The sequence below is a fragment of the Pseudomonas sp. ATCC PTA-122608 genome (assembly GCF_001952855.1).
Taxonomy (GTDB): Bacteria; Pseudomonadota; Gammaproteobacteria; order Pseudomonadales; family Pseudomonadaceae; genus Aquipseudomonas.
This window is the reverse complement of sequence record NZ_LPNO01000003.1, coordinates 19,061-43,565: the sequence shown is the minus strand read 5'-3', so window position 1 is coordinate 43,565 and position 24,505 is coordinate 19,061. Positions and strand designations below refer to the sequence as shown.

Annotated in this window: 18 protein-coding genes; 5 read left to right on the top strand and 13 right to left on the bottom strand. The window is 59.9% G+C overall.

What is annotated here, in order from left to right; all coding sequences use genetic code 11:
- Window positions 1-113: 113 nt before the first annotated feature.
- The 5 genes from rbfA to AU074_RS04795 all read left to right on the top strand — a co-directional run bounded on the left by rbfA (window position 114) and on the right by AU074_RS04795 (window position 5,036).
- On the top strand, window positions 114-515 hold the full coding sequence (gene rbfA / locus AU074_RS04815; protein WP_017478568.1) for a 30S ribosome-binding factor RbfA: 402 nt from the start codon (window positions 114-116) through the stop codon (window positions 513-515).
- 3 nt (window positions 516-518) lie between these two features.
- The gene (truB, locus tag AU074_RS04810) at window positions 519-1,436 is read left to right on the top strand and encodes a tRNA pseudouridine(55) synthase TruB (RefSeq protein WP_003212182.1); all 918 of its coding nucleotides are present in this window, start codon (window positions 519-521) and stop codon (window positions 1,434-1,436) included.
- A 115-nt stretch (window positions 1,437-1,551) separates the two neighbouring features.
- The gene (gene rpsO / locus AU074_RS04805) at window positions 1,552-1,821 is read left to right on the top strand and encodes a 30S ribosomal protein S15 (RefSeq protein WP_003176135.1); all 270 of its coding nucleotides are present in this window, start codon (window positions 1,552-1,554) and stop codon (window positions 1,819-1,821) included.
- Between the two features lie 194 nt (window positions 1,822-2,015).
- The gene (gene pnp / locus AU074_RS04800; protein WP_076013749.1) at window positions 2,016-4,121 is read left to right on the top strand and encodes a polyribonucleotide nucleotidyltransferase; all 2,106 of its coding nucleotides are present in this window, start codon (window positions 2,016-2,018) and stop codon (window positions 4,119-4,121) included.
- Window positions 4,122-4,415: 294 nt separating this feature from the next.
- Complete coding sequence (locus tag AU074_RS04795) at window positions 4,416-5,036, top strand: BON domain-containing protein (RefSeq protein ID WP_003212178.1); 621 nt, start codon at window positions 4,416-4,418, stop codon at window positions 5,034-5,036.
- Between the two features lie 331 nt (window positions 5,037-5,367).
- Here the strand turns inward: AU074_RS04795 and AU074_RS04790 are convergent, their stop codons facing one another.
- The 13 genes from AU074_RS04790 to gluQRS form a co-directional block, all read right to left on the bottom strand.
- Window positions 5,368-8,301, bottom strand: a complete 2,934-nt coding sequence (locus tag AU074_RS04790; protein WP_076013748.1) for a DUF748 domain-containing protein — start codon at window positions 8,299-8,301, stop codon at window positions 5,368-5,370.
- A 108-nt stretch (window positions 8,302-8,409) separates the two neighbouring features.
- Window positions 8,410-9,426, bottom strand: coding sequence for a class I SAM-dependent rRNA methyltransferase (locus AU074_RS04785; RefSeq protein ID WP_076013747.1), 1,017 nt, complete (start codon window positions 9,424-9,426; stop codon window positions 8,410-8,412).
- Between the two features lie 43 nt (window positions 9,427-9,469).
- Window positions 9,470-10,345, bottom strand: coding sequence for an oxygenase MpaB family protein (locus AU074_RS04780; protein ID WP_076013746.1), 876 nt, complete (start codon window positions 10,343-10,345; stop codon window positions 9,470-9,472).
- A 6-nt stretch (window positions 10,346-10,351) separates the two neighbouring features.
- Window positions 10,352-12,289: an acetate--CoA ligase gene (acs, locus tag AU074_RS04775; RefSeq protein WP_076013745.1), complete on the bottom strand. Its 1,938-nt coding sequence runs from the start codon at window positions 12,287-12,289 to the stop codon at window positions 10,352-10,354.
- Between the two features lie 105 nt (window positions 12,290-12,394).
- Window positions 12,395-14,059, bottom strand: coding sequence for a glucose-6-phosphate isomerase (pgi, locus tag AU074_RS04770; RefSeq protein ID WP_076013744.1), 1,665 nt, complete (start codon window positions 14,057-14,059; stop codon window positions 12,395-12,397).
- A 225-nt stretch (window positions 14,060-14,284) separates the two neighbouring features.
- Complete coding sequence (gene panC, locus AU074_RS04765; protein ID WP_076013743.1) at window positions 14,285-15,136, bottom strand: pantoate--beta-alanine ligase; 852 nt, start codon at window positions 15,134-15,136, stop codon at window positions 14,285-14,287.
- Window positions 15,133-15,933: a 3-methyl-2-oxobutanoate hydroxymethyltransferase gene (gene panB / locus AU074_RS04760; protein WP_076013742.1), complete on the bottom strand. Its 801-nt coding sequence runs from the start codon at window positions 15,931-15,933 to the stop codon at window positions 15,133-15,135. Before panB ends, panC begins: the two co-directional genes overlap by 4 nt.
- Before the next feature lie 339 nt (window positions 15,934-16,272).
- On the bottom strand, window positions 16,273-16,761 hold the full coding sequence (gene folK / locus AU074_RS04755; protein WP_076013741.1) for a 2-amino-4-hydroxy-6-hydroxymethyldihydropteridine diphosphokinase: 489 nt from the start codon (window positions 16,759-16,761) through the stop codon (window positions 16,273-16,275).
- A gap of 4 nt (window positions 16,762-16,765) precedes the next feature.
- Window positions 16,766-18,172: a polynucleotide adenylyltransferase PcnB gene (locus AU074_RS04750; protein ID WP_076013740.1), complete on the bottom strand. Its 1,407-nt coding sequence runs from the start codon at window positions 18,170-18,172 to the stop codon at window positions 16,766-16,768.
- Window positions 18,173-18,883: 711 nt separating this feature from the next.
- The gene (locus tag AU074_RS04745) at window positions 18,884-20,320 is read right to left on the bottom strand and encodes a sigma-54 dependent transcriptional regulator (protein ID WP_063033203.1); all 1,437 of its coding nucleotides are present in this window, start codon (window positions 20,318-20,320) and stop codon (window positions 18,884-18,886) included.
- 22 nt (window positions 20,321-20,342) lie between these two features.
- Window positions 20,343-23,297, bottom strand: coding sequence for a sensor histidine kinase (locus tag AU074_RS04740; RefSeq protein WP_173860361.1), 2,955 nt, complete (start codon window positions 23,295-23,297; stop codon window positions 20,343-20,345).
- Window positions 23,281-23,457 carry a hypothetical protein gene (locus AU074_RS33010; protein ID WP_003176118.1) on the bottom strand — a complete coding sequence of 59 codons (177 nt, stop codon included), beginning with the start codon at window positions 23,455-23,457 and terminating at the stop codon, window positions 23,281-23,283. Before AU074_RS33010 ends, AU074_RS04740 begins: the two co-directional genes overlap by 17 nt.
- Before the next feature lie 84 nt (window positions 23,458-23,541).
- Complete coding sequence (gene gluQRS, locus AU074_RS04735; RefSeq protein WP_076013738.1) at window positions 23,542-24,429, bottom strand: tRNA glutamyl-Q(34) synthetase GluQRS; 888 nt, start codon at window positions 24,427-24,429, stop codon at window positions 23,542-23,544.
- Window positions 24,430-24,505: the final 76 nt, after the last annotated feature.

The following is a 24,505-nucleotide window of genomic DNA, read 5'->3' as shown; positions in this document are numbered from 1 at the left end:
GGCGCCGTGTTCGGACTCTAAACGCAACGCCCGGTCTGGCTTTTGTCAGGCCGGGCGTTTGCCGCTTTCAGACCCCACGGGTTTCACCGTGTGGCAGTAACAGGTAACAAGACATGGCAAAAGAATACAGCCGTACCCAACGTATCGGCGATCAGATGCAGCGTGAGCTGGCACAGCTGATCCGTCGTGAAGTAAAAGACCCACGTGTTGGCCTGGTCACCATCACCGCCGTTGAAGTCAGCCGTGACGTTGGTCACGCCAAGATCTTCATCACCGTGATGGGCCAGGACAGCAGCGAAGAAATCGCGCAAAGCATCAAGGTGCTCAACTCTGCCGCAGGCTTCCTGCGCATGCAGTTGGCCCGTGAGATGAAGCTGCGCAGCGTCCCTCAGTTGCACTTCCACTACGACGAAAGCGTCGTGCGTGGCGCGCACCTGTCGGCACTGATCGAGCGGGCCGTGGCTGAAGACAATCAGCACCCGGTATCCGCCACGCCTGAAGACGCCAAGGAGTAATCGGTGGCTCAGGTCAAACGTATCCGTCGTAACGTCAGCGGCATCATTCTGCTCGACAAGCCCATTGGCTTTACCTCCAATGCGGCGTTGCAGAAGGTCCGCTGGCTGCTCAATGCCGAGAAGGCAGGGCACACCGGCAGCCTCGACCCTTTGGCCACCGGCGTGTTGCCGTTGTGCTTTGGCGAGGCCACCAAGTTTTCGCAATACCTGCTCGATTCCGACAAGGGTTATGAAACCCTGATGCAACTGGGCAAGACCACCACCACGGCAGACGCCGAAGGTGATGTTTTGCAGGTTCGCGAAGTGACCGTTGGTCGTGCTGATATCGAGGCTGCCTTACCTGCTTTTCGTGGGCAAATCAGTCAGATACCGCCGATGTACTCGGCTCTCAAGCGTGATGGCCAGCCGCTTTACAAGCTGGCACGTGCAGGTGAAGTGGTGGAGCGCGAACCGCGTTCTGTTACTATTGCGCGCTTGGAATTGCTCGCCGCTGAAGGCGACACTGCCCGGTTGGCGGTGGACTGCAGCAAAGGCACCTATATCCGTACCCTTGTGGAAGATATCGGTGAGCAACTAGGCTGTGGCGCATACGTTGCAGAACTGCGACGCACCCAGGCAGGCCCTTTCACCCTGGCCCAGACGGTCACGCTGGAAGAGCTGGAAGCGGTACATGCCGAAGGCGGCAACGAAGCGGTTGATCGCTTCCTGATGCCATCGGACAGCGGTTTGCTGGATTGGCCATTGCTGCACTTCTCGGAGCACAGCGCGTTCTACTGGCTTAACGGCCAGCCAGTACGTGCACCGGATGCCCCGAAGTTCGGCATGGTGCGGGTACAAGATCACAACGGTCGCTTTATCGGTATCGGTGAAGTGAGCGAAGACGGGCGCATCGCGCCGCGTCGACTGATTCGGTCAGAATGACCGAACGAGGGTGGCTGTTAACAGGCACGGTCACTACTCATTTTTAGATACAGGGATTTGTCCCTGGCCTGTTGAAACCGCCCTTTGGGTGGTTTCCTGAAAAAAGGATTGCCTCATGGCTCTCGACGTTCAAGAAAAAGCTCAAATCGTAGCTGACTACCAGCAAGCTGTTGGTGACACTGGTTCGCCAGAAGTGCAAGTTGCACTGCTGACCCACAACATCAACAAGCTGCAAGGTCACTTCAAGGCCAACGGTAAAGATCACCACTCCCGTCGTGGTCTGATCCGCATGGTAAACCAGCGTCGTAAGCTGCTGGACTACCTGAAAGGCAAGGATCTGGGTCGTTATCAGGCTCTGATCGGTCGCCTGGGTCTGCGTCGCTAATAAGCGATTGCGCTAGAGGTTGGTTGGCTGTCGTGTGTCAGTGGGTTTCCCGCTGGCCCATGGCAGGCTTCCAGCCTCAAGTTTTATCTGGATACACGTTTTACCCTGGACAGGCGTTGGGCCGATTCCCGACATTGCCCAAGAATTTCGCAAGAAGACAAGTTCCCCAAGAGCCACAAAGAAGGTAGGACACCGTGAACCCGGTTATCAAAAAATTCCAGTTCGGTCAGTCGACCGTTACCCTCGAGACAGGCCGTATCGCCCGTCAAGCCTCCGGCGCAGTGCTGGTTACCGTTGACGACGACGTCACCGTATTGGTGACCGTTGTAGGCGCCAAGACCGCTGACCCAAGCAAAGGCTTCTTCCCTCTTTCCGTTCACTACCAGGAAAAGACTTACGCTGCCGGTAAGATCCCTGGTGGTTTCTTCAAGCGCGAAGGCCGTCCTTCCGAGAAAGAAACCCTGACTTCCCGACTGATCGACCGTCCGATCCGTCCGCTGTTCCCAGAAGGCTTCATGAACGAAGTGCAGGTTGTCTGCACCGTCGTTTCCACCAGCAAGAAGACCGATCCGGACGTCGCTGCGATGATCGGTACCTCGGCTGCCCTGGCCATCTCCGGTATTCCTTTCGATGGCCCGATCGGCGCTGCCCGTGTTGCGTTCCACGAAAGCACCGGCTACCTGCTGAACCCGACTTACGAACAACAGAAAGCTTCGAGCCTGGACATGGTCGTTGCCGGTACTTCGGAAGCCGTTCTGATGGTTGAATCGGAAGCCAAAGAGCTGACCGAAGACCAGATGCTGGGCGCAGTACTGTTTGCTCACGACGAGTTCCAGGTTGTGATCAACGCGGTTAAAGAACTGGCCGCTGAAGCTGCCAAGCCAACCTGGACCTGGGCTCCTCAGCCAGAAGCTACCGCACTGCTGGGCGCTATCCGCTCCGAGTTCGGCACCGCTATCTCCGACGCCTACACCATCACCATCAAGGCCGACCGTTACGCTCGCCTGGGTGAGTTGAAGGACCAGGTTGTTGCCAAGCTGTCCGGTGAAGAAGGCCAGCCTTCTTCCAGCGAAGTCAAAGCAGCCTTCGGCGAAATCGAATACCGCACCGTTCGCGAAAACATCGTTAACGGCAAGCCACGTATCGACGGCCGCGACACTCGCACCGTACGTCCGCTGAACATCGAAGTCGGCGTTCTGCCAAAAACCCACGGTTCGGCCCTGTTCACCCGTGGTGAAACCCAGGCTCTGGTAGTCGCGACGCTGGGTACTGCCCGTGACGCACAGCTGCTGGACACCCTGGAAGGCGAGAAAAAAGACCCGTTCATGCTGCACTACAACTTCCCTCCGTTCTCGGTAGGTGAGTGTGGTCGCATGGGTGGCGCTGGTCGTCGTGAAATCGGTCACGGCCGTCTGGCCCGTCGTTCGATTGCTGCGATGCTGCCTGCCGCCGACGTGTTCCCGTACACCATTCGTGTTGTGTCGGAAATCACCGAGTCCAACGGTTCCAGCTCCATGGCTTCGGTCTGCGGTGCTTCCCTGGCTCTGATGGACGCTGGCGTACCGATGAAGGCACCTGTTGCCGGTATCGCCATGGGTCTGGTTAAAGAAGGCGAGAAGTTCGCCATCCTGACCGACATCCTGGGTGACGAAGACCACCTCGGCGACATGGACTTCAAAGTAGCCGGTACCGCCAAAGGTGTTACCGCGCTGCAGATGGACATCAAGATCAAGGGCATCACCGAAGAAATCATGGAAATCGCTCTGGGCCAAGCCCTGGAAGCGCGCCTGAACATCCTCGGTCAGATGAACCAGATCATTGGTCAGTCCCGCACCGAACTGTCGGAAAATGCTCCGACCATGATCGCGATGAAAATCGACACCGACAAAATCCGTGATGTTATCGGTAAAGGCGGCGCGACCATTCGTGCGATCTGTGAAGAGACCAAGGCTTCGATCGACATCGAAGACGACGGCTCGATTAAGATCTTCGGCGAAACCAAGGAAGCGGCTGAAGCTGCACGTCAGCGCGTCCTGGGTATTACCGCTGAAGCCGAGATCGGCAAGATCTACGTCGGTAAGGTTGAGCGCATCGTCGACTTCGGCGCATTCGTCAACATCCTGCCTGGCAAGGACGGTCTGGTTCACATCTCCATGCTGAGCGATGCTCGCGTTGAGAAAGTGACCGACATCCTGAAAGAAGGCCAGGAAGTGGAAGTGCTGGTACTGGACGTGGACAACCGCGGCCGTATCAAGCTGTCCATCAAGGACGTAGCAGCAGCCAAGGCTTCGGGCGTTTAATCACCCCGTCGCTGTAAGCTGAAAAAAGGACTCTTCGGAGTCCTTTTTTATGCCTGCGGGAAAGTGTCGCGAAATCAGGCGTTTAGCCAATCTCAAAAGCCGCAACTTGCATGCAGGCACGGTCTTCTTCATGCAAGTTGCACGATTTCGAAAATAGCCTGTTTTCATAACGTATTGTTTTATAAGGGTTTAATCGCGAGTCTGGAGTTGGCACACTGCCTGCAATATCCCTGTTAACGCTGCAGCATCAAGGTTTACGTACTGCAGACTTTTAATAAAACAGGAGTTACTCGTATGAAGAAGTTCGCTCTCGCTACTGCTACCGCTCTGACCCTGGCCATGGGTGCTAACGTAGCCTTTGCTCAGACTTCCCAAGCCCCAATGACGTTGGCGGCCGGTGAAGTCACCAAGGCTAAAGAGTCCACTTCGGATACCTGGATCACCACCAAAGTCAAAGCTGACCTGCTGACCGAGAAAGGTATTCCTGGTTCGGACATTAAGGTCGAAACCAACAAAGGTGTGGTTTCCCTGTCCTCGACAGTCGCTATCTCCGACGCGCAGAAAGCCACTGCTGTAGCAATCACCAAAAAAATCAAAGGCGTAACCGCAGTTTCGGCTGACGGCCTGATGGCTGGCGGCGCTACCAAGGCTGATAACGTCGACAAAACCAAAAGCGCAGCTGCTGGCGCCAAAGAGTCCACCTCGGACACTTGGATTACCACCAAAGTGAAAGCTGACCTGGTAACCGAGAAAGGCATTCCTGGCACCGACATCAAAGTCGAAACCAACAAAGGTGTAGTTTCCCTGTCTTCGACCGTAGCGGTCACTGAAGCGCAGAAAACCACCGCGGTGAACATCACCAAGAAAATCAAAGGCGTTAAAGCTGTATCGGCCGATGGCCTGAAAGCAGAGTAACGTTTAACGAATCGCCTGAGCTAGGCAGAGGCGGCCACGAGCGAGTTAGATATCCGCTCAATGCACCTCACAGGTTCATGCGACCGACCACACGGATGTGGTCATTACAGGCCCCGGCACTTGTGCCGGGGCCTGTTCTATTGTGGGTAGAAAAGTAGGGAGGTTAGCGAGGCTCTTGTGGCGAGGGGGCTTGTCCCCCGTTGGGCCGCGTAGCGGCCCCTTGGTATGACGACGGTGACCTGCCTGAATGACCGCGACGCCCTGATAGGGGCCGCTGCGCGGCCCAACGGGGGACAAGCCCCCTCGCCACAGGTGCTCAGCGGGCGCCGGGTTATTCGGCATCCAGATGCATCGGTGTCACCACCCGACCATCTTTCTCCGCCTGTCCAAGATTGGCGTCGATAAAGTAAACCCGATCATCTTCCAGCTGGCCTTTGTCCACCAGGTAGTCCTTGATCGCGCTGGCGCGGTCCTGGCCCAGTTGGCGCAGCAACACGTCGCTGCCACTCCAGAACTTGATCACACCGTCCCGCAGCTTGGCGGTGCGCTCGTCACTGCTCAGGTCTTTCCACTCGGCCGGTGGCTGTTGTTTCAGGCGGGTACGGTAGATGCCTTCCAGCAGCGGCGCCTTTTCCTTTTCCGGGACTTCAAGCAGTGACGCCTGGGCCGGGACCTTATCGCCACGGCGCTGGAGGATCTTGTAGTAGTTGTACTGGTATTCGCGTTCCAGCCGCTGTGCGGCCAACAGCGGACCGTCACTGCTGGCAGCGGCGGTGCCTTCGATCTCCAGGCGCAGGGCCGGGCGCTCCTTAAGGGCCTTGGCCAGGCTGTCCAGTGCCGACTGGGAATCCTTGCTCAGCTCGCTGGAACCTGCGACGAACGACACGTTGCCTAGGTCTTGTGCACCACCACCGCTAACCAACCCGCCAATGAACTTGAAGGGCGCTGTGGCCGCGCGTACCACCAGGTTACGCAGGGTCTGCCAGACAATCGGCATCACGCTGAATTGCGGGTTGTTCAAGTCGCCGGTCACCGGCAGTTCAATGGAGATCTTGCCGTCGGAATCCTTGAGCAGAGCAATCGCCAGGCGTATCGGCAGGTCGACGGCATCAGCACTGTCGACCCTCTCACCCAGTTGCAGCTGCTCGACCACCACCTTGTTCTCGGCCTTCAACTGGCCCTTGGTGATGACGTAATGCAGGTCCAGGTTGAGCCGGCCCTTGCGGATACGGAACCCGGCGAACTTGCCCGAGTAGGGCGTCAGGTTGGTCAGTTCGACACGTTTGAAGCTGGTGGCGATGTCCAGCGCCGCCATTGGGTCAAACGGGTTCACATTGCCCTTGATGGTCACCGGCGCATAACGGTCGACCTTGCCCTTGATGTCAACGCTCGCTGGCTTGGCCTGGCGACTGTCGATGGTGCCGATCTGGCCGTTGAGCTGTTGAATCGCCGTGGCGAAGTTCGGGGTCAGGCTGAAGTCGGCGAAGTTGGCCGAGCCGTCGTTGATCGCAATTTGACCAATATGAATGCCCAGGGGCTTTTCTTTGCCGGCCGCAGGTTTGGCCGCGGACTTGGTGCCGCTGTCGGCCGGCTGTGGAATCAGCAGGTCATCGATGTTGGTGGTGCGGTCATCGTTGATCATGAAGCGCGCATAGGGCTGCAGCAGGTTGACCTTGTCGATCGACAGGCTGTCGCCATGTTGATAATTCACGCCTTCCAGCACCAGGCGCTGCCATTTCAGGAAGTCACGGGTCTTCAAGGTGTCCAGGGTGTGCAACTGATCGACCTGTGCCCGGCCGGTCACCTGGAACGCCAAAGGCTCGGTGCTTTTCAGGTTCACGTCGAGGTTGCTGCCGAGCATGCCGCTACGCAGTTCCAGGCGGATAAACGGGCTGATGTAGGACTGGGCGACGCGCAGGTCGATGTCCTTGGTATCCACTTTCAGCTTGGCGCTGACCGGGTTCAGGTTGACCTGGCCGGTCGCCTGGAGCTTGCCCTGTTTGCCTACGCCGGTATCCAGCTTGAGGGTAAACGGGCTTTGGTTGAGGCTGTCGAAATCCTGCAGGTCAAGGTTCAGCGGCCCCACTTCCAGGGCGACTGCCGGCTTGGCGGAACGGTCCGCCAGGTGCACTTGATAGTTGCGCAGTTGCACGTCCTTGAGCAGCACTTGCCATGGTTTGCTCGGCGCTGCCGGTGCGGGCTTTGGCGAGTCGGCGGTGGCGGGTGCGGTGGCAGGCTCGGCGGCGGGTGCCGGCTTGCTCGGTTGGCTGGCAAACAGTTTCTGCCAATCCAGTTGGCCGTCTGCTTCAAGGGCTGCCCAGGTTTCGAGCTTGTTGCTGCGGATCTTGCCGACAATTACCTGCTGCTTGGCCAGGTCGACAGTGGTGTCGCTGACTTCCAGCTTCTCAAGGCGGGCAAGTGGCCGGCCATCCGGGGCTTTGATCGCAAACGGCGCGACACTCAGGGCGACGTTGGTCAGGTTCAGCTCGGTTTCCTTGGCCAGGCTCAGCTTGTAGTCGGTGCTGAAATTGAGGATGCCGTCTTCCAGAACCAGCGGTAACGCGTCTCGCACATAGGGCCACCAGACTTTCATCTTGCCGTCGGTAACCTTGAGTTTGCCCTCGGAGGCAATCGGGATGAGGCTGAAGTTACCGGTCCAATCGATCTGCCCGCCTTCAGGGCCGGCCGCAACCAGCGTCATATCAGCGTTGTCTTCGGGCAGCGTGCTGAGGTTTTTCAGCTCGAAATCCAGCTTGTCGTAGAGAAACTCGATCGGTTCGCTGGGGCGCAAATCCTGGAAGTGTACATAGCCGGCTGCCAGCTTGATGTTATCGATGCGCAGCGGGAACGGCTTGGCGTTGGGGTCGGTGGGCGTCGGCTCGCTGGCTGGCAATTTGAACAGTTGCGCCAGGTTGAGTTGGCCGGACTTGTCGAACAACAACTCGGTCTTGGGCTTGTCGAGCTGTACGTCAGCCAGGTGCAGGGCGCGGGTCCATAGGCTGTCGATCTGCAGGTTGGCATAGAGGCGTTCAAAGCCCACTTGCTCCTTGCCAGGCTCACCGATATTCAGGCCCCACACGGTCAATTCGAGGCTGAACGGGTTGAGCTCGATACGCTCGATGCGCGCTGGCACGGTGGCGTAATTGGCCAACTGTTGGTTGGCTACGCGAAGGGCGATGCCGGGGAGAATAAGGAAGCCCAGCAAACTGTACAGAGCAAGGGCGGTCAGCAAGGCGCCAGCGGCGCGAATCAATCCTTTGGGCATATGTGACGCCATCTATGTCAATCAAGAGTGCCTTGGAGTATGGCACGGGTTTACGGTTCCGAAGCAACGGTCCTTTATTCCTGCGGCCAGGCTCTTTTGGGACAGATCTTACAGCTGCAGGATCAGCGTCTTCAGCGGGGGCTGCTGGTCTTGCGACGGGAAGTCCGCGCCTGGGGTCATGATCTGCCAGTCACGTACCGGGCGCCCGGCCTTTTCGGCGCAGCGCAGGACCTGGTCGCGCCAGTCGTCCATGCTGACTTTTGCCAGGTTGTTGCAGCAGATCAGCACGCCGTTGTCGGCGGTGGCCAGCAGTGCCGGCTTGAGCAGGCTCTGATAGTCGCGCAGCAGGTCGACGGTGCCGAAGGCGCTCTTGGCCCAGGCCGGAGGGTCGAGCAGTACCAGGTCGTATTGGCGTTGCTCCAGGCGTGGATAACTCGGCAGTTTCTGGCCGCGACGCTGGCTGATGGGCAGGCCGGCCAGTTGGCGGATTGCCGGGAAGTAGTCGGACTGCACGAATTCCATCGTCGGCAATTGCGGATTGAGCTGGCCGTTTTCGCGACCGACCGCGAGATTGCCTTCGGCAAAGTCCAGGTTGCACACCTCACGGGCGCCACCGGCAGCCGCGCTCAGGCCTACGCCACAGGTGTAGGCAAACAGGTTCAGCACGCTTTTACCGGCGCTGTGTGCCTTGACCCAGCCGCGGGTGTTGCGCAGGTCGAGGAACAGCAGCGGGTCTTGCCCTGCATGGCGGCCGCGCACGCGGTAGTTGAGGTCCCATTCGTGGCCGATCAAGTCTTCCAGGGCCGCAGGTTCCGCGCGGTACACCGTGTCTTCACGGTCGATGCGCGAGTTGCCCCGGGAGCGGTCGTTGTAGACCAGCAGCAGTTCCAGCCCGAGGTACTGGTTGATCGCCTGGTGCAGTTGCAGCAGGTCGTCGCTTTCCAGCGACTGGTGAAAGCTTTGCACCAGCAGTTGCGGGCCGTAGCGGTCGATCGTCAGGCCGCCGGCGCCTTCCTGGCTGCCGTGAAACAGGCGATAGCAATCGGTGCCTTGGGCATGCAGCTCAGCGAGCAGGTCTTGGCGATGATCGAGGGCGGCGCGCAGCGCCTGATTCAAGGAAGACATGTTGCGCGCCTTGCAGAGTAATGGGGGCGCGGGAGTTTAACAGTTATGGCTCCAGCAGGCCCATTCGCCTGTGGGCCCGTTGCACCGAACCGTTGCGCATGGCCCAGCGTAGCAATGGCGCGCTGCGCTTGACCCCGGCGCGAATCATCTGGCGTTGCAGCGGGCTTTGCTTCTGCCCGAGCATGTCGCTGGCCCAGTCCGGCAGCAGGTCGATGCCAGCCTGCATCATCAGCGAGCCAAATGGCTTGGCCAAGGTGCTGGGGGATGGTGCATTCAGCAGCAGACGCAGCACTTCGTGGCTGCGGTCGTCACACAACAGTTGCGGGCGAATGCGCTCAAGGTAGTCGGAAATTTCCTCACGTGAGCGCGGCACATGGCGCGCCCCCAGTTGCTCAGCCACCAGGGCGATTTCGCTGTAGTACCGGTCTTGATCCCTGAGGGATAGTTCCGGGTTGCAATACCGCAGGTGGGCCGCCAGAAAGTTACTGACCTCCGCCACATGCACCCACGTCAGCAATTCCGGATCGCTGGCCGCATACGGTCGACCATCAGGCGCATGCCCCACCACTTGCAGGTGAATGGTGCGCACTTTCTCGATCAGCCATTCGGCGTCGCGGCGCGAACCGAATGTGGTCCCGGAAATGAACTGCGAGGTACGCCGCAAACGCCCCAGCATGTCTTGCCGAAAGTTCGAATGGTCCCACACGCCGGCCAGGGCCAGCGGGTGCAACGCCTGCAACATCAGCGCGCTGATGCCGCCAATCAACATGCTGCGGAAGTCGCCATGGACCTTCCAGCTCACCGAGTTCGGGCCAAAGAGACCTGGATCGCCCTTGGGGTTTTCCAGGTCGAGTTGGCCGAGCGACAAGCCGGTCAGGCTCATCAGCTGGTTTTCGATGCAGCTGCGAATGAATTCCATGGGTTCCTATCGGTTGAGGCGTTTGTCGATCAGGCCATCCACCACGCTCGGGTCGGCCAGGGTGGAGGTATCTCCCAGGCTGTCCAGTTCGTTGCAGGCAATCTTGCGCAAAATCCGCCGCATGATCTTGCCTGAGCGGGTTTTCGGCAAGGCCGGTGCCCATTGAATCAGTTCGGGCTTGGCGAAGCTGCCGATTTCCTTGCTCACCAGGTCCAGCAAGTGTTTTTTCAGCGCATCGTCGGGCTCCACGCCATTCATGGGCGTGACGAAGGCATAGATGCCCTGGCCTTTGACGTCATGGGGATAACCCACCACGGCGGCTTCGGCGACCTGATCATGCAGCACCAGGGCGCTTTCCACCTCGGCGGTGCCGATACGGTGCCCGGACACGTTGATCACATCATCGATACGCCCGGTGATCCAGTAATCGCCGTCCTCGTCCCGCCGGGCGCCGTCGCCGGTGAAGTAGTAGCCGGGGTAGGGTTTGAAATAGGTGTCGATCATCCGCTGCGGGTCGCCGTACACGCTGCGGATTTGCCCTGGCCAGCTGGACTTGATCGCCAGCACGCCGCTGCCGGCGCCGCTGATTTCCTTGCCTTGCTCATCAAGCAGCACCGGCACTACGCCAAACATCGGCTGGGTAGCGCAGCCGGGTTTGATGCGCTGGGCGCTGACCAGCGGGCTGAGCATGATGCCGCCGGTTTCGGTCTGCCACCAGGTGTCGACAATCGGGCAGCGTTGTTCGCCGACCGCGTTGAAGTACCAGTCCCAGGCCTCCGGGTTGATCGGCTCGCCGACACTGCCCAGCAGGCGCAGGCTGGCGCGAGATGTATTTTCCAGAGGGCCGTGGCCTTCACGCATCAGTGCGCGCAAGGCGGTAGGCGCGGTGTAGAAGATGTTGACCTTGTGTTTGTCGATCACCTGCCAGAAGCGCGAGCTGTCCGGATAACTCGGCACACCCTCGAACATCAGCGATGTGGCGCCATTGGCCAGCGGCCCGTAGACGATATAACTGTGGCCGGTGACCCAGCCGACATCAGCGGTGCACCAGAATACTTCGCCGTCGCGGTAGTCGAGGACGTACTTGAACGTCATCGCAGCCTGCAACAGGTAGCCGCCGGTGGTGTGGAGCACACCTTTGGGTTTGCCGGTGCTGCCGGAGGTATAGAGGATAAACAGCGGGTCTTCCGCCTCCATCGGCTCGGGCGGGCAGTCGTCGCTGGCCGTATCCAGGGCCTGTTGATACTTGAGGTCGCGGCCTTCGGTCCAATTGACCGCCGCGCCGGTGCGCTGCACCACCAGCACTGTGCTGACGCCCGGGCAACTGGCCAGGGCCTTGTCGACATTCTGTTTCAGCGCCACAGGCTTGCCACCGCGCACGCCTTCATCGGCGGTGATCACCGTGCGGCAGTCGGCGTCGAGAATACGGTCGCGCAGGGCGTCCGGCGAGAAACCACCAAACACCACCGAATGCACCGCGCCGATCCGCGTACAGGCGAGCATCGCGTAGGCCGCCTCGGGAATCATCGGCATGTAGATACACACCCGGTCGCCTTTCTTTACGCCGCGGCTTTTCAGCACGTTGGCCAGGCGGCTGACGTTTTGGTGCAGTTGGCGGTAGGTAATTTTGGAAGAGGTTGCAGGATCATCGCCTTCCCAGATGAAGGCCGGCTGGTCGGCACGTTGCGCCAGGTGGCGGTCGATGCAGTTGTAACTGACGTTCAGTCGGCCGCCGGCAAACCATTGGGCGGCGCCGGTCTTGATGTCGGATTTCTGAACGGTTTGCCAAGGCGTGGACCAGTCGAGAAAGCGTTTGGCTTGCTCGGCCCAAAAGGTATCGGGTTGTTCGACGGATTGGCGATAGAGGCGCTGGTAGTCCTCTTGACTGAGTTGCGCAGCCCGGCGGACGGCATCGGCGGTGGGGAACGTGCTGATATCGAACATGAGGGATCCTTATTCTTGTTTTTGCGACAAGCAATAAAGATGCACCCTGTGGCAGGCGGGTTCAAGGCCAACGTCCAAACAGACGTTGGCCTTGCAGGCATTACATCAACCGCGGTGACGACCGCGGAAGTAGTTGATCAACCCTTGGGTGGACGCGTCGTCCGCCGGCTGCTCTTCAGTGCCGGTCAGGCGGTTGTAGACGCCTTTGCCCAGCTCCTTGCCCAGCTCCACGCCCCATTGGTCGAAGGCGTTGATGCCCCAGATGACGCTTTGCACGAACACTTTGTGCTCATACATCGCCACCAGCGCGCCGAGGCGGCGAGGGCTGATGCGTTCAACCACAATGGTGTTGCTCGGACGGTTGCCCGGGATCACCTTGTGCGGTGCCAGCTTCTGCACTTCGGCCTCGTCCATGCCTTTGTCGCGCAGCTCGGCTTCAGCTTCGCTGCGGGTCTTGCCGAGCATCAGCGCCTGGCTCTGGGACAGGCAGTTGGCGTACAGCCACTGATGGTGGTCGGAGACCGGGTTGAAGCTGACGATCGGCACGATGAAGTCGGCCGGAATCAGCTGGGTGCCTTGGTGCAGCAGCTGGTGGTAAGCATGCTGACCGTTGCAGCCGACGCCGCCCCAGATAACCGGGCCGGTGTCGGTGGACACCGGCGTACCGTCCTGGCGCACGCTCTTGCCGTTGGATTCCATATCCAGCTGTTGCAAGTGCTTGGTGATGTTACGCAGGTAGTGGTCGTACGGCAGGATCGCGTGGCTCTGCGCGCCCCAGAAGTTGCCGTACCACACGCCCAACAGGCCCAGTAGTACGGGCATGTTCGCTTCGAACGGCGCGGTTTGGAAGTGCTGGTCCATGGTGTAGGCACCGGACAGCAGTTCCTTGAAGTTGGACATGCCGATGGCCAGCGCGATCGGCAGGCCGATGGCCGACCACAACGAGTAACGACCGCCAACCCAGTCCCACATCGGGAAGATGTTTTCTTCGCGAATACCGAAGGCCACGGCGGCGGCGTTGTTGCTCGAAACGGCGATGAAGTGGCGATACAGCTCGGCTTCCGAGCCACCCTGGGCCAGGTACCAGGCACGTGCGGCCTGGGCGTTTTTCAGGGTTTCGAGGGTGTTGAAGGATTTCGACGAGACGATGAACAGCGTGGTCTCGGCGCGCAGCTTCATGGTCAGCTCGTGGAACTCGCTGCCGTCGATGTTCGCCAGGTAATGGCAGCGCACGCCTTTGTGGGCGTAGGACAACAGCGCTTCAGACACCAGCTCCGGACCGAGGAACGAGCCACCGATGCCGATGTTCACCACGTCGGTGATCGGCTTTTCGGTGTAGCCACGCCACAGGCCGTCGTGGATGCGGCCGACCAGGTCAGTGATCTGGTTCAGCACCTTGTGCACGTCCGGCATGATGTTCACGCCGTTGACCGACAGCTTGTCGCCGACCGGGCGACGCAGCGCGGTGTGCAGCGCCGGGCGACCTTCGGAAGAGTTGACCGGCTCGCCGTTGAACAGCGACTTGATCGCGCCCTGAAGGTCGACTTCCTTGGCCAGGCCTACCAGCAGGTCGCGGGTTTCGCTGGTGATCAGGTTTTTCGAGTAATCGAGGAAAAGTCCGCAGCTGCTCAAAGTGAACTGGGTAAAGCGCTGGGGATCGGCATTAAAGGCTTCGCGCATGCTGAAATCCTGCATGGCTTGGCGATGTTGATTGAGCGCTTGCCAGGCGGGCAGAGCGGTAACGTCATGAGGAGTGCGGTAGTACGCCATCGCTGCGGGTTTCCTTTTTATTGCTGGGACTGCTGGTAGGACACTTTAAAGCCGGGAATGTGCTGTCTTTGTGAAGATGACAGGCTCCGGTCGACGCCAACGAATAGCGTAGGGCGAATACATTAAACCTAGCGTGTCGATCTGTCTTGGCTTTGTCTGCGCTGTGGCCGGTACTTTTTTATACCGGCCGATCAGGCAGTGCAACAGGAGGGGTGTGCCGCGGGGTCAGTTCAGGTGCAAATGCAGGTTGTCGATCAGCCGGGTAGCGCCCAGGTAGGCGGCGACCAGGATCACCAGATCCTTGTCTTCAGCGGTGGCCGGACGCAGGTGCAGGCCCTGGCGGACCTCCAGGTAGTCCATGCGAAAGCCCGCGGCTTCAATCTGCTGGACCTGTGCTGCGCGCAGTTTGGCGAAATCAAGGTCGCCCGCTTCAATGGCGGTAGCAATCTGGCTGAGGCTGCGGTACAGCACCGGCGCGATGGCGCGCTGCTCTTCGGTGAGGTAACCGTTGCGCGACGACAGCGCGAGGCCATCGTCGGCGCGAACGGTCGGCTCGCCGATAATCTGGATCGGCATGTTCAGGTCATGGACCATGGCGCGAATGACTGCCAGTTGCTGGTAGTCCTTCTGGCCAAAGATCGCCAGGTCTGGCTGGACCATGTTGAACAGCTTGCTGACCACCGTGGCCACGCCTTCAAAATGCCCGGGACGGCTGGCGCCGCACAGGCCTTCGGACAGTTGTGGCACGCTGACGCGCGTCTGGCCGGCCATGCCGTCGGGGTACATCTCGTCGACGGTCGGGGCGAACAGCAGGTTGCAACCGGCTTGCAGCAGCTTCTCCTGGTCGGCGGCCAAGGTGCGCGGGTACTTGTCCAGGTCTTCGCCGGCGCCGAATTGTAGCGGGTTGACGAAAATGCTCGCGACCACGAAGTCCGCTTGTTGCGCAGCCTTGGTCACCAGCGTGGCATGACCGCTGTGCAGGTTGCCCATGGTGGGCACGAAGCCGATGCGTTTACCCGCGCTGCGGGCATGGGCGACGGCGGCGCGCAGTTCGCGCACGGTCTTGACGGTGTTCATGCAGAGAATCCGTGTTCAGCGCCGGGGAAGGTAACGGCTTTGACTTCGCTGACGTAGGCGGCGAGGGCCGATTGAATGCTGTCCTGGCCAGCCATGAAGTTCTTCACGAACTTGGGTACGCGACCGGTCAGGGACAGGCCCAGCATGTCGTGCAGCACCAATACCTGGCCGTCGGTGCCGGAACCTGCGCCGATACCAATCACCGGGATTTTGACGGCCTGGGTGATTTCCGCTGCCAACTCGCTTGGCACGCATTCCAGCAAAATCATGCACGCACCGGCCTGCTCCAGGGCGATGGCATCGGCCCGCATCTGACGCGCCTGGGCTTCGCCGCGGCCTTGCACCTTGTAGCCGCCGAGGATATTCACCGACTGGGGCGTGAGGCCCATGTGCGCGCAAACCGGCACACCACGTTCAGCCAGCAGGCGAATCGACTCCGCAAGCCACGCGGCACCTTCAACCTTGACCATGTGTGCACCGGCACGCATCAGTTGAGCGCTGTTGGTCAGGGTCTGTTCGATGGTGGCGTCTGCCATGAAGGGCAGGTCGGCGATGATGAAGGCGCCTTCGTTGCCGCGTTTGACGCAGGCGGTGTGGTAAGCGATTTCGTTGTTGGTGACCGGCAGGGTGCTGTCATGCCCTTGTAGAACCATGCCCAGGGAGTCCCCCACCAACAACACTTCAACTCCTGCCTGGCAGCTGGCCTGGGCAAAAGTGGCGTCGTAGCAGGTCAGCATGGTGATCTTTTCACCTTTGAGTTTGAGGCTCTGCAAGGTGCTCAGGGTAACGTTTGGCATGAAAAGGGTCCTCATTCAGGCGCTTGGAAACAGCGAGTAACGCGCGTGAGTCTTCGTTTATACAGGCGCACTTTCTTAAGGATCAGTGCTTATAAGGCCTGGATTGCGCCCTTTAGCGCCGGGTAGGCGGCAGCGGGACGCCTATAGTCGTGAGGAGGACTCTGGAAGTCAATTGGATGTGTTACCGCATTGTTACGCGAGGGGTGTTACCGCTGTTACTGATGCGATTCAGCAGTAAATGATGCGTAGGAGCGAGCTTGCTCGCGAGGGTCGTTAACGATGATGCGGGAAGCCTGACACCCAGCGGTGTTCTCAGGTTTTTCGCGAGCAAGCTCGCTCCTACAGGTGTGAAGGCAGGCGTTCCAGGCCGGCAAACGGGCAGGCGTCCAACAGGTCGCTGAGCAGGCGGCCATCGGCGAGTTGCAGGCTGGCGGGGGCCAGTTCTGCCAATGGGTAAAGCACGAATGCACGCAGATGCATTTGATAGTGCGGCACCTTCAGGCGCGGCTCGTCGATAAGCCGGTCGCCAAAGATCAGGATATCCAGGTCCAGGGTGCGCGGGCCCCAGCGCTCGAGGCGCTCGCGGCCCTGGTCATTCTCGATGGCTTGCAGGGCATCAAGCATTTCCAGAGGCGCAAGCGCGCTGTCCAGGGCCGCGACCGCATTGGTGTAGCGCGGCTGGCCCGGGAGCAGGGAATCACTTTGATAGAAGGCGGAGACGCCCGCCAGCGTAGTGCTCGGCAATTGCGCCAAGGCCGCGATGGCATAGCGCAATTGTTGTTCAGGGGCCGCCAGGTTGCTGCCCATGCCGATGTAGATACGTTCCACGGGCTTACTCGCCAGACACGCTCGAGGCGTCGCCAGCGCTGCGTTTGCGCTTGCTGCCACTGCTGCGGCGACGTTTTTTCGGGCCATCGCCGGTGGCTTCGCCTTTGCTGCTGAGTTCTTTGATCATCTCGCGGCGCTGGCTGTCGTTGGCGTCCTGGTAGTCGGTCCACCATTCACCCAGGCCGTCGGTCTGCTCGCCGGCGCTTTCACGCAACAGCAGGAAGTCGTAGCCGGCACGGAAGCGCGGGTTGTCCAGCAACAGGTCGGCACGTTTACCGCTGCGCCGTGGCAGGCGCTCCTGCATGTCCCAGATCTCGCGGATCGGCATGGTGAAGCGTTTCGGGATGGCGATGCGTTGGCATTGTTCGGCGATCAGCTCATGAGCCGCTTCCTGCATGGCCGGAATTGCAGGCATGCCGCGATCCTGCAAGCGCATCACGCGCTTCGGCAGCGCAGGCCACAACAGGGCGGCAAACAGGAACGCCGGAGTGACCGGTTTGTTCTGCTTGATGCGCAGGTCGGTGTTGATCAAGGCTTCGCTGATCAGCGTGTGGGTGTAGGTCGGGTTGTACTCCAGTGCCTCGGCGCTGGCCGGGAACAATGGGTCGAACAGCTGCAGGTCTACGAGCATTTCGAACGTGTCGGCGGCATAGCCGGAGAGGAACAGCTTGAGCACCTCTTCGAACAGCCTGGCCGAGGGGATTTCCCGCAACATCGGCGCCAGGTCGCGAATCGGCGCGGCCGTGTGCTTCTCGATGCCGAAGTTCAGCTTGGCCGCGAAACGTACGGCCCGCAGCATCCGCACCGGGTCTTCCTGGTAGCGTTGCGTCGGGTCGCCGATCAGGCGCAGCAGGTTGTTGCGAATGTCGTGCACGCCGTTGGCGTAATCGAGGATGCGCTCGCTGACGGGGTCGTAATACAAGGCATTGATGGTGAAGTCGCGGCGTTGCGCGTCTTCTTCCAGGGTGCCGTAGACGTTGTCCCGCAGGATGCGCCCGCTTTCATTGCGGGAAGACTGGTTAGTGTCTTCTTCTTCATCGTTTTGCGGGTGGTTGGCGCGGAAGGTCGCGACCTCGATGATCTCGCGACCAAAGTGGATATGCACCAACTTGAAGCGCCGCCCAATGATCCGCGCATTGCGGAATTCGGCACGCACTTGTTCCGGCGTGGCACTGGTGGCGACGTCGAAATCCTTGGGAGTGATGTTGAGCAACATGTCGCGCACGCAACCGCCAACCAGGTAAGCCTGGTAGCCGGCGTTCTGCAGGCGTTCGACGATGTTCACCGCATAACGGCTGAACTGGGCACGCTGCAACGAATGCTGGTTGGCATTAAGCACTTCAGGCGTGCTGCGGATGTGTTGCGTACGACGCAAGGGAGAACGGAATGACTGGAACAACTTCTTCAGCATGGGATGCACTGTTTGAAGGAATGTTCGGCCATAACGAAGAATGACCGCATGATGGGCGGGGATTCTAGCATTTAGTCAGGGGATGGTGTAGGAACTAGCTGCAAGGCTTGAGCCAGAAGCTTAAAAGAAGGGTGGCAGGTGCCAAATCGCGGAAACTACAAGGGGAGCCGAAGCTCCCCCAGAAGTAGTTGCGTGCTCTATTTTTATTATTGGTTTCGGGCTTCTTGTTTTTGTTGATCGCCCTCGCCATGAAGCTTCACCTTCATGACACTCCCAATCGGGAGCCAAGAGCAAACGGATTGCTTTGGTCGCTGTGTTGCTGATCTACGATCCAACCAGTTCAGGCTCTGCCTTAGGGCAGTTTTTGTTGTTCTCGGCCTGGTTGCGGGGCAAGCCCCAAATGCAACGCCTCTCCAAAAGAATCAGTTAGCTGCGCCTCCGCCGTGTTGTTTTTGTTATGCGTGAGTCGATTCGTCTTATTTTTATTGTCTTGTACATTTGCTTGTTATTGTTTTTGTACTAAGCATATAGCAGGGTGCGTGCCAACTTTTGCGAGGCCCAGCAAAATAAGGGGTTCGGAGCGCTTTCGGGTTTTTGAGGGCGAAAAAAAGCCGGGGCTTCGTTACCGTAAGCCCCGGCTTTTGTTACGTGAAAAATCAGCGGTAACAGTTTTTTCACATCTGAGGGTGTTACCTGTGGGGGCGCCCCCACTCAGCTTTCGCTGGCAACCCCGGTTTTGCGCCGTGGGATACCCAGGCGCTGGCGCCGTTCCCACAGGCATTTACGGCTGACGCCCAGTTTGCGCGCCAGTTCGGTCTCTGTCATATGGTCCTGATGCTCGAGGACGAAGTGCTGGAAGTAATCCTCCAGTGACAAATCTTCCGTCGGCTCGTGGCTGTTGTTACTGCCACCCTGCTGCGGCGGCAGGCCGATGAAGTCGTCGTCATCCAGGTCGCTGAGCTCGATATCGATCCCCAGCAACTCGGCGGAAATCTCCGGGCTCTCCGACAGAATCACCGCGCGTTCTACCGCGTTCTCCAGCTCCCGCACGTTACCCGGCCAGGAGTAGTGACGGATTGCCTGCTCGGCATCGGCAGCAAACTTCAGGTCGGTACGGTTGATCCGCGCACTCTGGCGGGCCAGGAAGGCCGTGGCGATTTCGTTGACGTCGGCGCCACGCTCACGCAGGGCCGGCAGTTTGAGCGCGATCACGTGCAGGCGGTAATAAAGGTCTTCACGGAACTGGCCGATCTTGGCCAGGCTTTTCAGGTCACGGTGCGTGGCCGCGATCAGTCGTACATCGACCTTCTGCGACTGTACCGAGCCGACGCGGCGGATTTCGCCTTCCTGGAGTACCCGCAGCAAACGTGCCTGAGCTTCCAGTGGCAGTTCGCCAATCTCGTCGAGGAACAGCGTGCCGCCATCGGCGGCTTCAACCAGACCCGCACGGCCAGCGCTGGCGCCGGTAAAGGCACCTTTTTCATGGCCGAACAATTCGGATTCGATCAGGGATTCGGGGATCGCCGCGCAGTTCACCGAAATCATCGGTGCCTTGGCGCGCTTGGACAGGTTGTGCAGGGCGCGGGCCACCAGTTCTTTACCGGTGCCGGATTCGCCCTGAATCAATACATTGGAGTCTGTTGGCGCCACTTTGCGGATCTTGCTGTACAGGTCCTGCATCGGTGGGCAAGAGCCGATAATGCCGATTTCGCCATTGCTGTTATCCACCCCGGGCTTTTCAGCGCCGTTGACGGCCTTGCCCGCTGCCGGGCGTTCAGCCGGTGTGCTGCTGGCGGATTGACGGTCACGCAGGATGCGCGCCACGGCCTGGAGCATTTCGTCGTGGTCGAAAGGCTTGGCGATGTAGTCCACCGCGCCCATCTTCATCGAGTCCACTGCCGAGCGCAGGCTGGCGTAGCTGGTCATGATCAGCACCGGAGTGCCTTGGCCGAGTTTGATCAACTCGGTGCCAGGGGCGCCCGGCAAACGTAGGTCACTGACGATCAGGTCGAACGTGGGAATGCTGAAACGCTCTTGGGCTTCCTGCACCGAGCCGGCTTCGCTGACCTGGTACTGATTACGTTCAAGCAGGCGACGCAAGGCAGAGCGGATAATGGTTTCGTCTTCGACGATCAAAATGTGCGGCATTGATTCAACTCTCTCGACGGTCTCAGTTCACAGCGGACGTCGCTTCGACATGACGCGGCAAGGTCACCCGAATACGGGTGCCGCGTTGGCTTTCGGTGTCAGCCGGGCTGTCGATGGTGATTTGTCCATAATGCTCTTCAACGATGGAATAGACCAGTGCAAGGCCCAGACCGGTACCTTCACCCGGATCCTTGGTGGTGAAGAAGGGTTCGAACAATCGATCCATGATGTTCTGTGGAATGCCGCTGCCTTCGTCCTCGACGATCAGGTCGACCGTGTGCTCGAAAGCCTCGCTCTTGACCCGTACGGCGCTGCCGGCCGGCGACGCGTCGCGGGCGTTGGACAGCAGGTTGATCAGCACCTGGGCCAGGCGTTGTGAATCACCGTCGACCCAATGTTCCGGGTCGCACAGGTTAAAGAACTGTACTTCGAAATTGCGCCGGTTCAAGGCCAGCAGCCCAATGGCATCCTGGGCGACTTCGGCCAGGCACACTGCTTCGTCGTGATTCTGATGGGCACCCGCGTGGGCAAAGCTCATCAGCGACTGCACGATGCGCGAGACACGCTTGGTCTGCTCGAGAATCTGCCCGCTGATTTCGATGATTTCGCCGTCTTCCTCGCGCTCTTCCCGCAGGTTTTGCGCCAGGCAGGCGATACCGGTGATCGGATTGCCGATTTCATGAGCCACACCCGCCGCCAGACGACCGATGCTGGCCAGGCGCTCGGAGTGCACCAGTTTGTCTTCGAGCATCTGGGTGTCGGTCAGGTCTTCCACCAGCAGCACCAGGCCGCTGTTACCGGGTGCGAGGGGCTCGTCGATGGCGGCCTTGTGCAGGTTGAGCCAGCGGGTCTGGCCGTCCAGCGCCAGGTGTTGTTTGTGCAAGTGTTCGTCGGGCAGGTTGATGAAGCCCTGGAGCAGTTCTTTCCACGGGTCGCCAATAGTGTTCAGGCGCGAACCCACCACGCGCTGGGCGGCGATCCCGGTGAGTTCTTCCATGGCCTTGTTCCACATCAGGATCTCTTGATCCTTGGCCAGGGAGCAGACGCCCATCGGCAACTCCTGCAGTGTCTGGCGGTGATAGCGGCGCAGCGCGTCGAGTTCGGCGGCCAGGCCGGTGAGGCGCGAGTGGTAATCCTCCAGCCGGCTTTCGATGAAGTGGATGTCTTCGGTCACGTAGTTTTCGCCGCCGGCCTTGTAGGGCAGGAAGGTCTCGACCATGTCTTGGGACACACTCGGGCCCATCAGGCCGGAAAGGTTGGCCTCGATGCGGTCACGCAGGCGGCGCAACGCGTAGGGGCGGCGCTCGTCGAATGGCAGGTAAAGGTCGCGCAGGGCCTGCTCGACTTCCTTTTGCGCAGCCTTGGCGCCCAGCGGCTTGGCCAGTTGCGTGGCGAACTCCTGGGGCGAGGCCGCGTGCAGCTCGCGGCGTTGCGGGCGGCGCACGTTGTCCACGGCGCAGGCTTCGGCGGCGCTGGTTTCTTCCGGGCTGGCGTTGGTGAACAGCGAGATCAGCGTGAACATCAGGACGTTGGCCGCCAGCGAAGCAATTGCCGCCATGTGCCAACTGGTGTCATCCAGCACGTAGATCATGTTCAGCAGCGGGATGTAGAAACCCTGCAGATTGCCCACCAGGGGCAGCAGCATGGTTACGGTCCACACCAGGATCCCGGCCAGCAGCCCGGCGATAAACCCACGGCGGTTAGCGGTCGGCCAGTACAGCACCGACAACACGCCCGGCAGGAACTGCAAAGTGGCGACAAAGGCCACGATGCCCAGGTTGGCCAGGTCCTGCTCGGCACCCAGCATCAGGTAGAAGCCATAGCCAGCCATGATGATTGCGACGATCAGGGCGCGGCGGGTCCATTTCAGCCAGCGGTAGATATTGCCTTCGGCTGGCGGCTGGTAGAGCGGCAGTACCAGGTGATTGAGCGCCATCCCCGACAGGGCCAGGGTACTGACGATGATCAGGCCGCTGGAGGCCGATAATCCGCCGACATAGGCCAGCAGGGCCAGTGATTTGCTGTTGGCGGCAATGCCGATGCCCAGCGTGAAGTATTCCGGATTGGTGGTGGCGCCAAGCTTCAGGCCCGCCCAGAGAATCAGCGGCACCGCCAGGCTCATCAGCAGCAGGAACAGCGGTAAGCCCCAGCTGGCGCTGACCAGTGAACGCGGGTTGAGGTTTTCGGTGAAGGTCATGTGGTACATGTGCGGCATCACGATGGCCGAGGCGAAGAACACCAGCAGCAGTGTGCGCCATGGGCCTTCCTGCAACGGCGTGTGCAGCGCGGCCAGGGCGGTCTGGTTTTGCAGCAGCCATAGTTCCAGCTGTTGCGGGCCGTCGAATACACCGTAGAGCGCATACAGGCCAACGCCGCCAATGGCGATCAGCTTGATCACCGACTCAAATGCGATCGCGAACACCAGGCCTTCATGTTTCTCTCGGGTAGCGATATGCCGTGAGCCGAAGAAGATTGTGAACAGGGTGATCAGTGCACAGAAGCTCAATGCAACGCGGTGCTGCACCGGCTCGCGGGTGAGGATGCTGATGGAGTCGGCCACCGCCTGGATCTGCAACGCCAGCAACGGCAGCACGCCGATCAGCATGAAGATCGTGGTCAGCGCACCGGCCCAGGTACTGCGAAAGCGGAACGCAAACAGGTCGGCGAGTGACGACAGCTGATAGGTGCGGGTGATTTTCAGGATCGGATACAACAGCACCGGCGCCAGCAAGAACGCCCCGGACACCCCGAGATAACTCGAAAGAAAGCCGTATCCATACTGATAGGCCAGGCCCACCGTGCCGTAAAACGCCCAGGCGCTGGCGTACACGCCCAAGGACAAGGTGTAGGTCAACGGATGGCGAATGATCGCCCGCGGAATCATTCCGCGCTCACTGATCCAGGCTACCCCGAACAGCGCGGCCAGGTAGGCGGCGCTGATCAGCAGCATCTCGGTCAGGCTAAAGCTCATCGGCATCTTTTTGGCTCTGCAGGATGAAAGTCACGACGATCAGAATCAGCCAAAGCAGATAGGGCCGGTACCAGGCGCCTGTGGCGTCGATCCACCAATCCATGATGGCGGGAGAAAACAGGTAGATCCCGACGACCAACAGCAGGACCAATCGATAGATGTACATGTTGGCCCTTGATTGAAATTGCGGAAATATAACGATTTTTTGTATGAGCGATGGTAACGGATGGCTCGCAAGCTGCAAGCGCCTTCAGCGCAATTGCGCTTCGGGCACTGTGAGCGTGCGCGGGATCTGCGTGGCGTCCCAGTGCGCAATGCCCCAATCCAGCAGTTCCCGTGGGCTGGCGTGGTTCAGTTCGTCGCCCGCTGGCTGGCCCAGGGCACGCAGTGCTCTTAACAGCAAAGGCGTGGCCTGGTCGGTGGCCAAGGGCGGTGAACGATAGGATTTGCCCAGCTTGTTACCGTCCGGCTGGATGATCAGGGGCACATGCAGGTAGCGCGGTTGGCGCAGGCCCAGCAGTTCTTGCAGATATAGCTGGCGCGGCGTGGAGTCGAGCAGGTCGGCGCCACGCACGATGTCGGTCACACCTTGCCAGGCGTCATCGAGCACCACCGCCAGTTGGTAGGCATACAGGCCATCGCGACGGCGGATGATGAAATCGCCTACGTCGCGACCCAGATGCTGTCGGAATTCGCCTTGTACACGGTCGGTAAAGTGGTACTCCAGCTCCGGCACCCGCAGACGTATGGCGGCATCTTGCTGGTCATGCCCGGCATTGCGGCACAGGCCGGGATAAATCCCGTTGTAGGGTTCCAGTTGCTTGCGCGAACAGGTGCAGGCATAGGCCAGGCCGTGGTTGAACAGGCGGTTGAGCACTTCGGCATACGCATCGTGCCGCTCGCTTTGTCGGACCAATTCCCCGTCCCATTCGAAGCCGTAGCTTTCAAGGGCATTGAGGATTGCGGCCTGGGCGCCGGGTTCTTCCCGTGGCGGATCGAGGTCTTCCATGCGCATCAGCCAGCGGCCTTGATTGGCGCGGGCGTCGAGGTAGGAGGCGAGGGCAGCGACCAGGGAGCCGAAGTGCAGGTGTCCGCTGGGCGTGGGGGCGAAACGCCCGATATAGGAGGAGGCTGTCATGGGCCGGATATTACTGGAAAACCAGCAAACGCCAGAAACAAAAATGGAGCGTTCGCACGCCCCATTTGTACAGCTC

Coding starts and splice junctions, on each gene's coding strand:
- rbfA (WP_017478568.1), top strand. CDS start 114: ATGGCAAAAGAATACAGCCGTACCCAACGTATCGGCGATCAGATGCAG.
- rpsO (WP_003176135.1), top strand. CDS start 1,552: ATGGCTCTCGACGTTCAAGAAAAAGCTCAAATCGTAGCTGACTACCAG.
- AU074_RS04795 (WP_003212178.1), top strand. CDS start 4,416: ATGAAGAAGTTCGCTCTCGCTACTGCTACCGCTCTGACCCTGGCCATG.
- AU074_RS04790 (WP_076013748.1), bottom strand. CDS start 8,301: ATGCCCAAAGGATTGATTCGCGCCGCTGGCGCCTTGCTGACCGCCCTT.
- AU074_RS04785 (WP_076013747.1), bottom strand. CDS start 9,426: ATGTCTTCCTTGAATCAGGCGCTGCGCGCCGCCCTCGATCATCGCCAA.
- AU074_RS04780 (WP_076013746.1), bottom strand. CDS start 10,345: ATGGAATTCATTCGCAGCTGCATCGAAAACCAGCTGATGAGCCTGACC.
- acs (WP_076013745.1), bottom strand. CDS start 12,289: ATGTTCGATATCAGCACGTTCCCCACCGCCGATGCCGTCCGCCGGGCT.
- pgi (WP_076013744.1), bottom strand. CDS start 14,059: ATGGCGTACTACCGCACTCCTCATGACGTTACCGCTCTGCCCGCCTGG.
- panC (WP_076013743.1), bottom strand. CDS start 15,136: ATGAACACCGTCAAGACCGTGCGCGAACTGCGCGCCGCCGTCGCCCAT.
- panB (WP_076013742.1), bottom strand. CDS start 15,933: ATGCCAAACGTTACCCTGAGCACCTTGCAGAGCCTCAAACTCAAAGGT.
- AU074_RS04750 (WP_076013740.1), bottom strand. CDS start 18,172: ATGCTGAAGAAGTTGTTCCAGTCATTCCGTTCTCCCTTGCGTCGTACG.
- AU074_RS04745 (WP_063033203.1), bottom strand. CDS start 20,320: ATGCCGCACATTTTGATCGTCGAAGACGAAACCATTATCCGCTCTGCC.
- AU074_RS04740 (WP_173860361.1), bottom strand. CDS start 23,297: ATGCCGATGAGCTTTAGCCTGACCGAGATGCTGCTGATCAGCGCCGCC.
- AU074_RS33010 (WP_003176118.1), bottom strand. CDS start 23,457: ATGTACATCTATCGATTGGTCCTGCTGTTGGTCGTCGGGATCTACCTG.
- gluQRS (WP_076013738.1), bottom strand. CDS start 24,429: ATGACAGCCTCCTCCTATATCGGGCGTTTCGCCCCCACGCCCAGCGGA.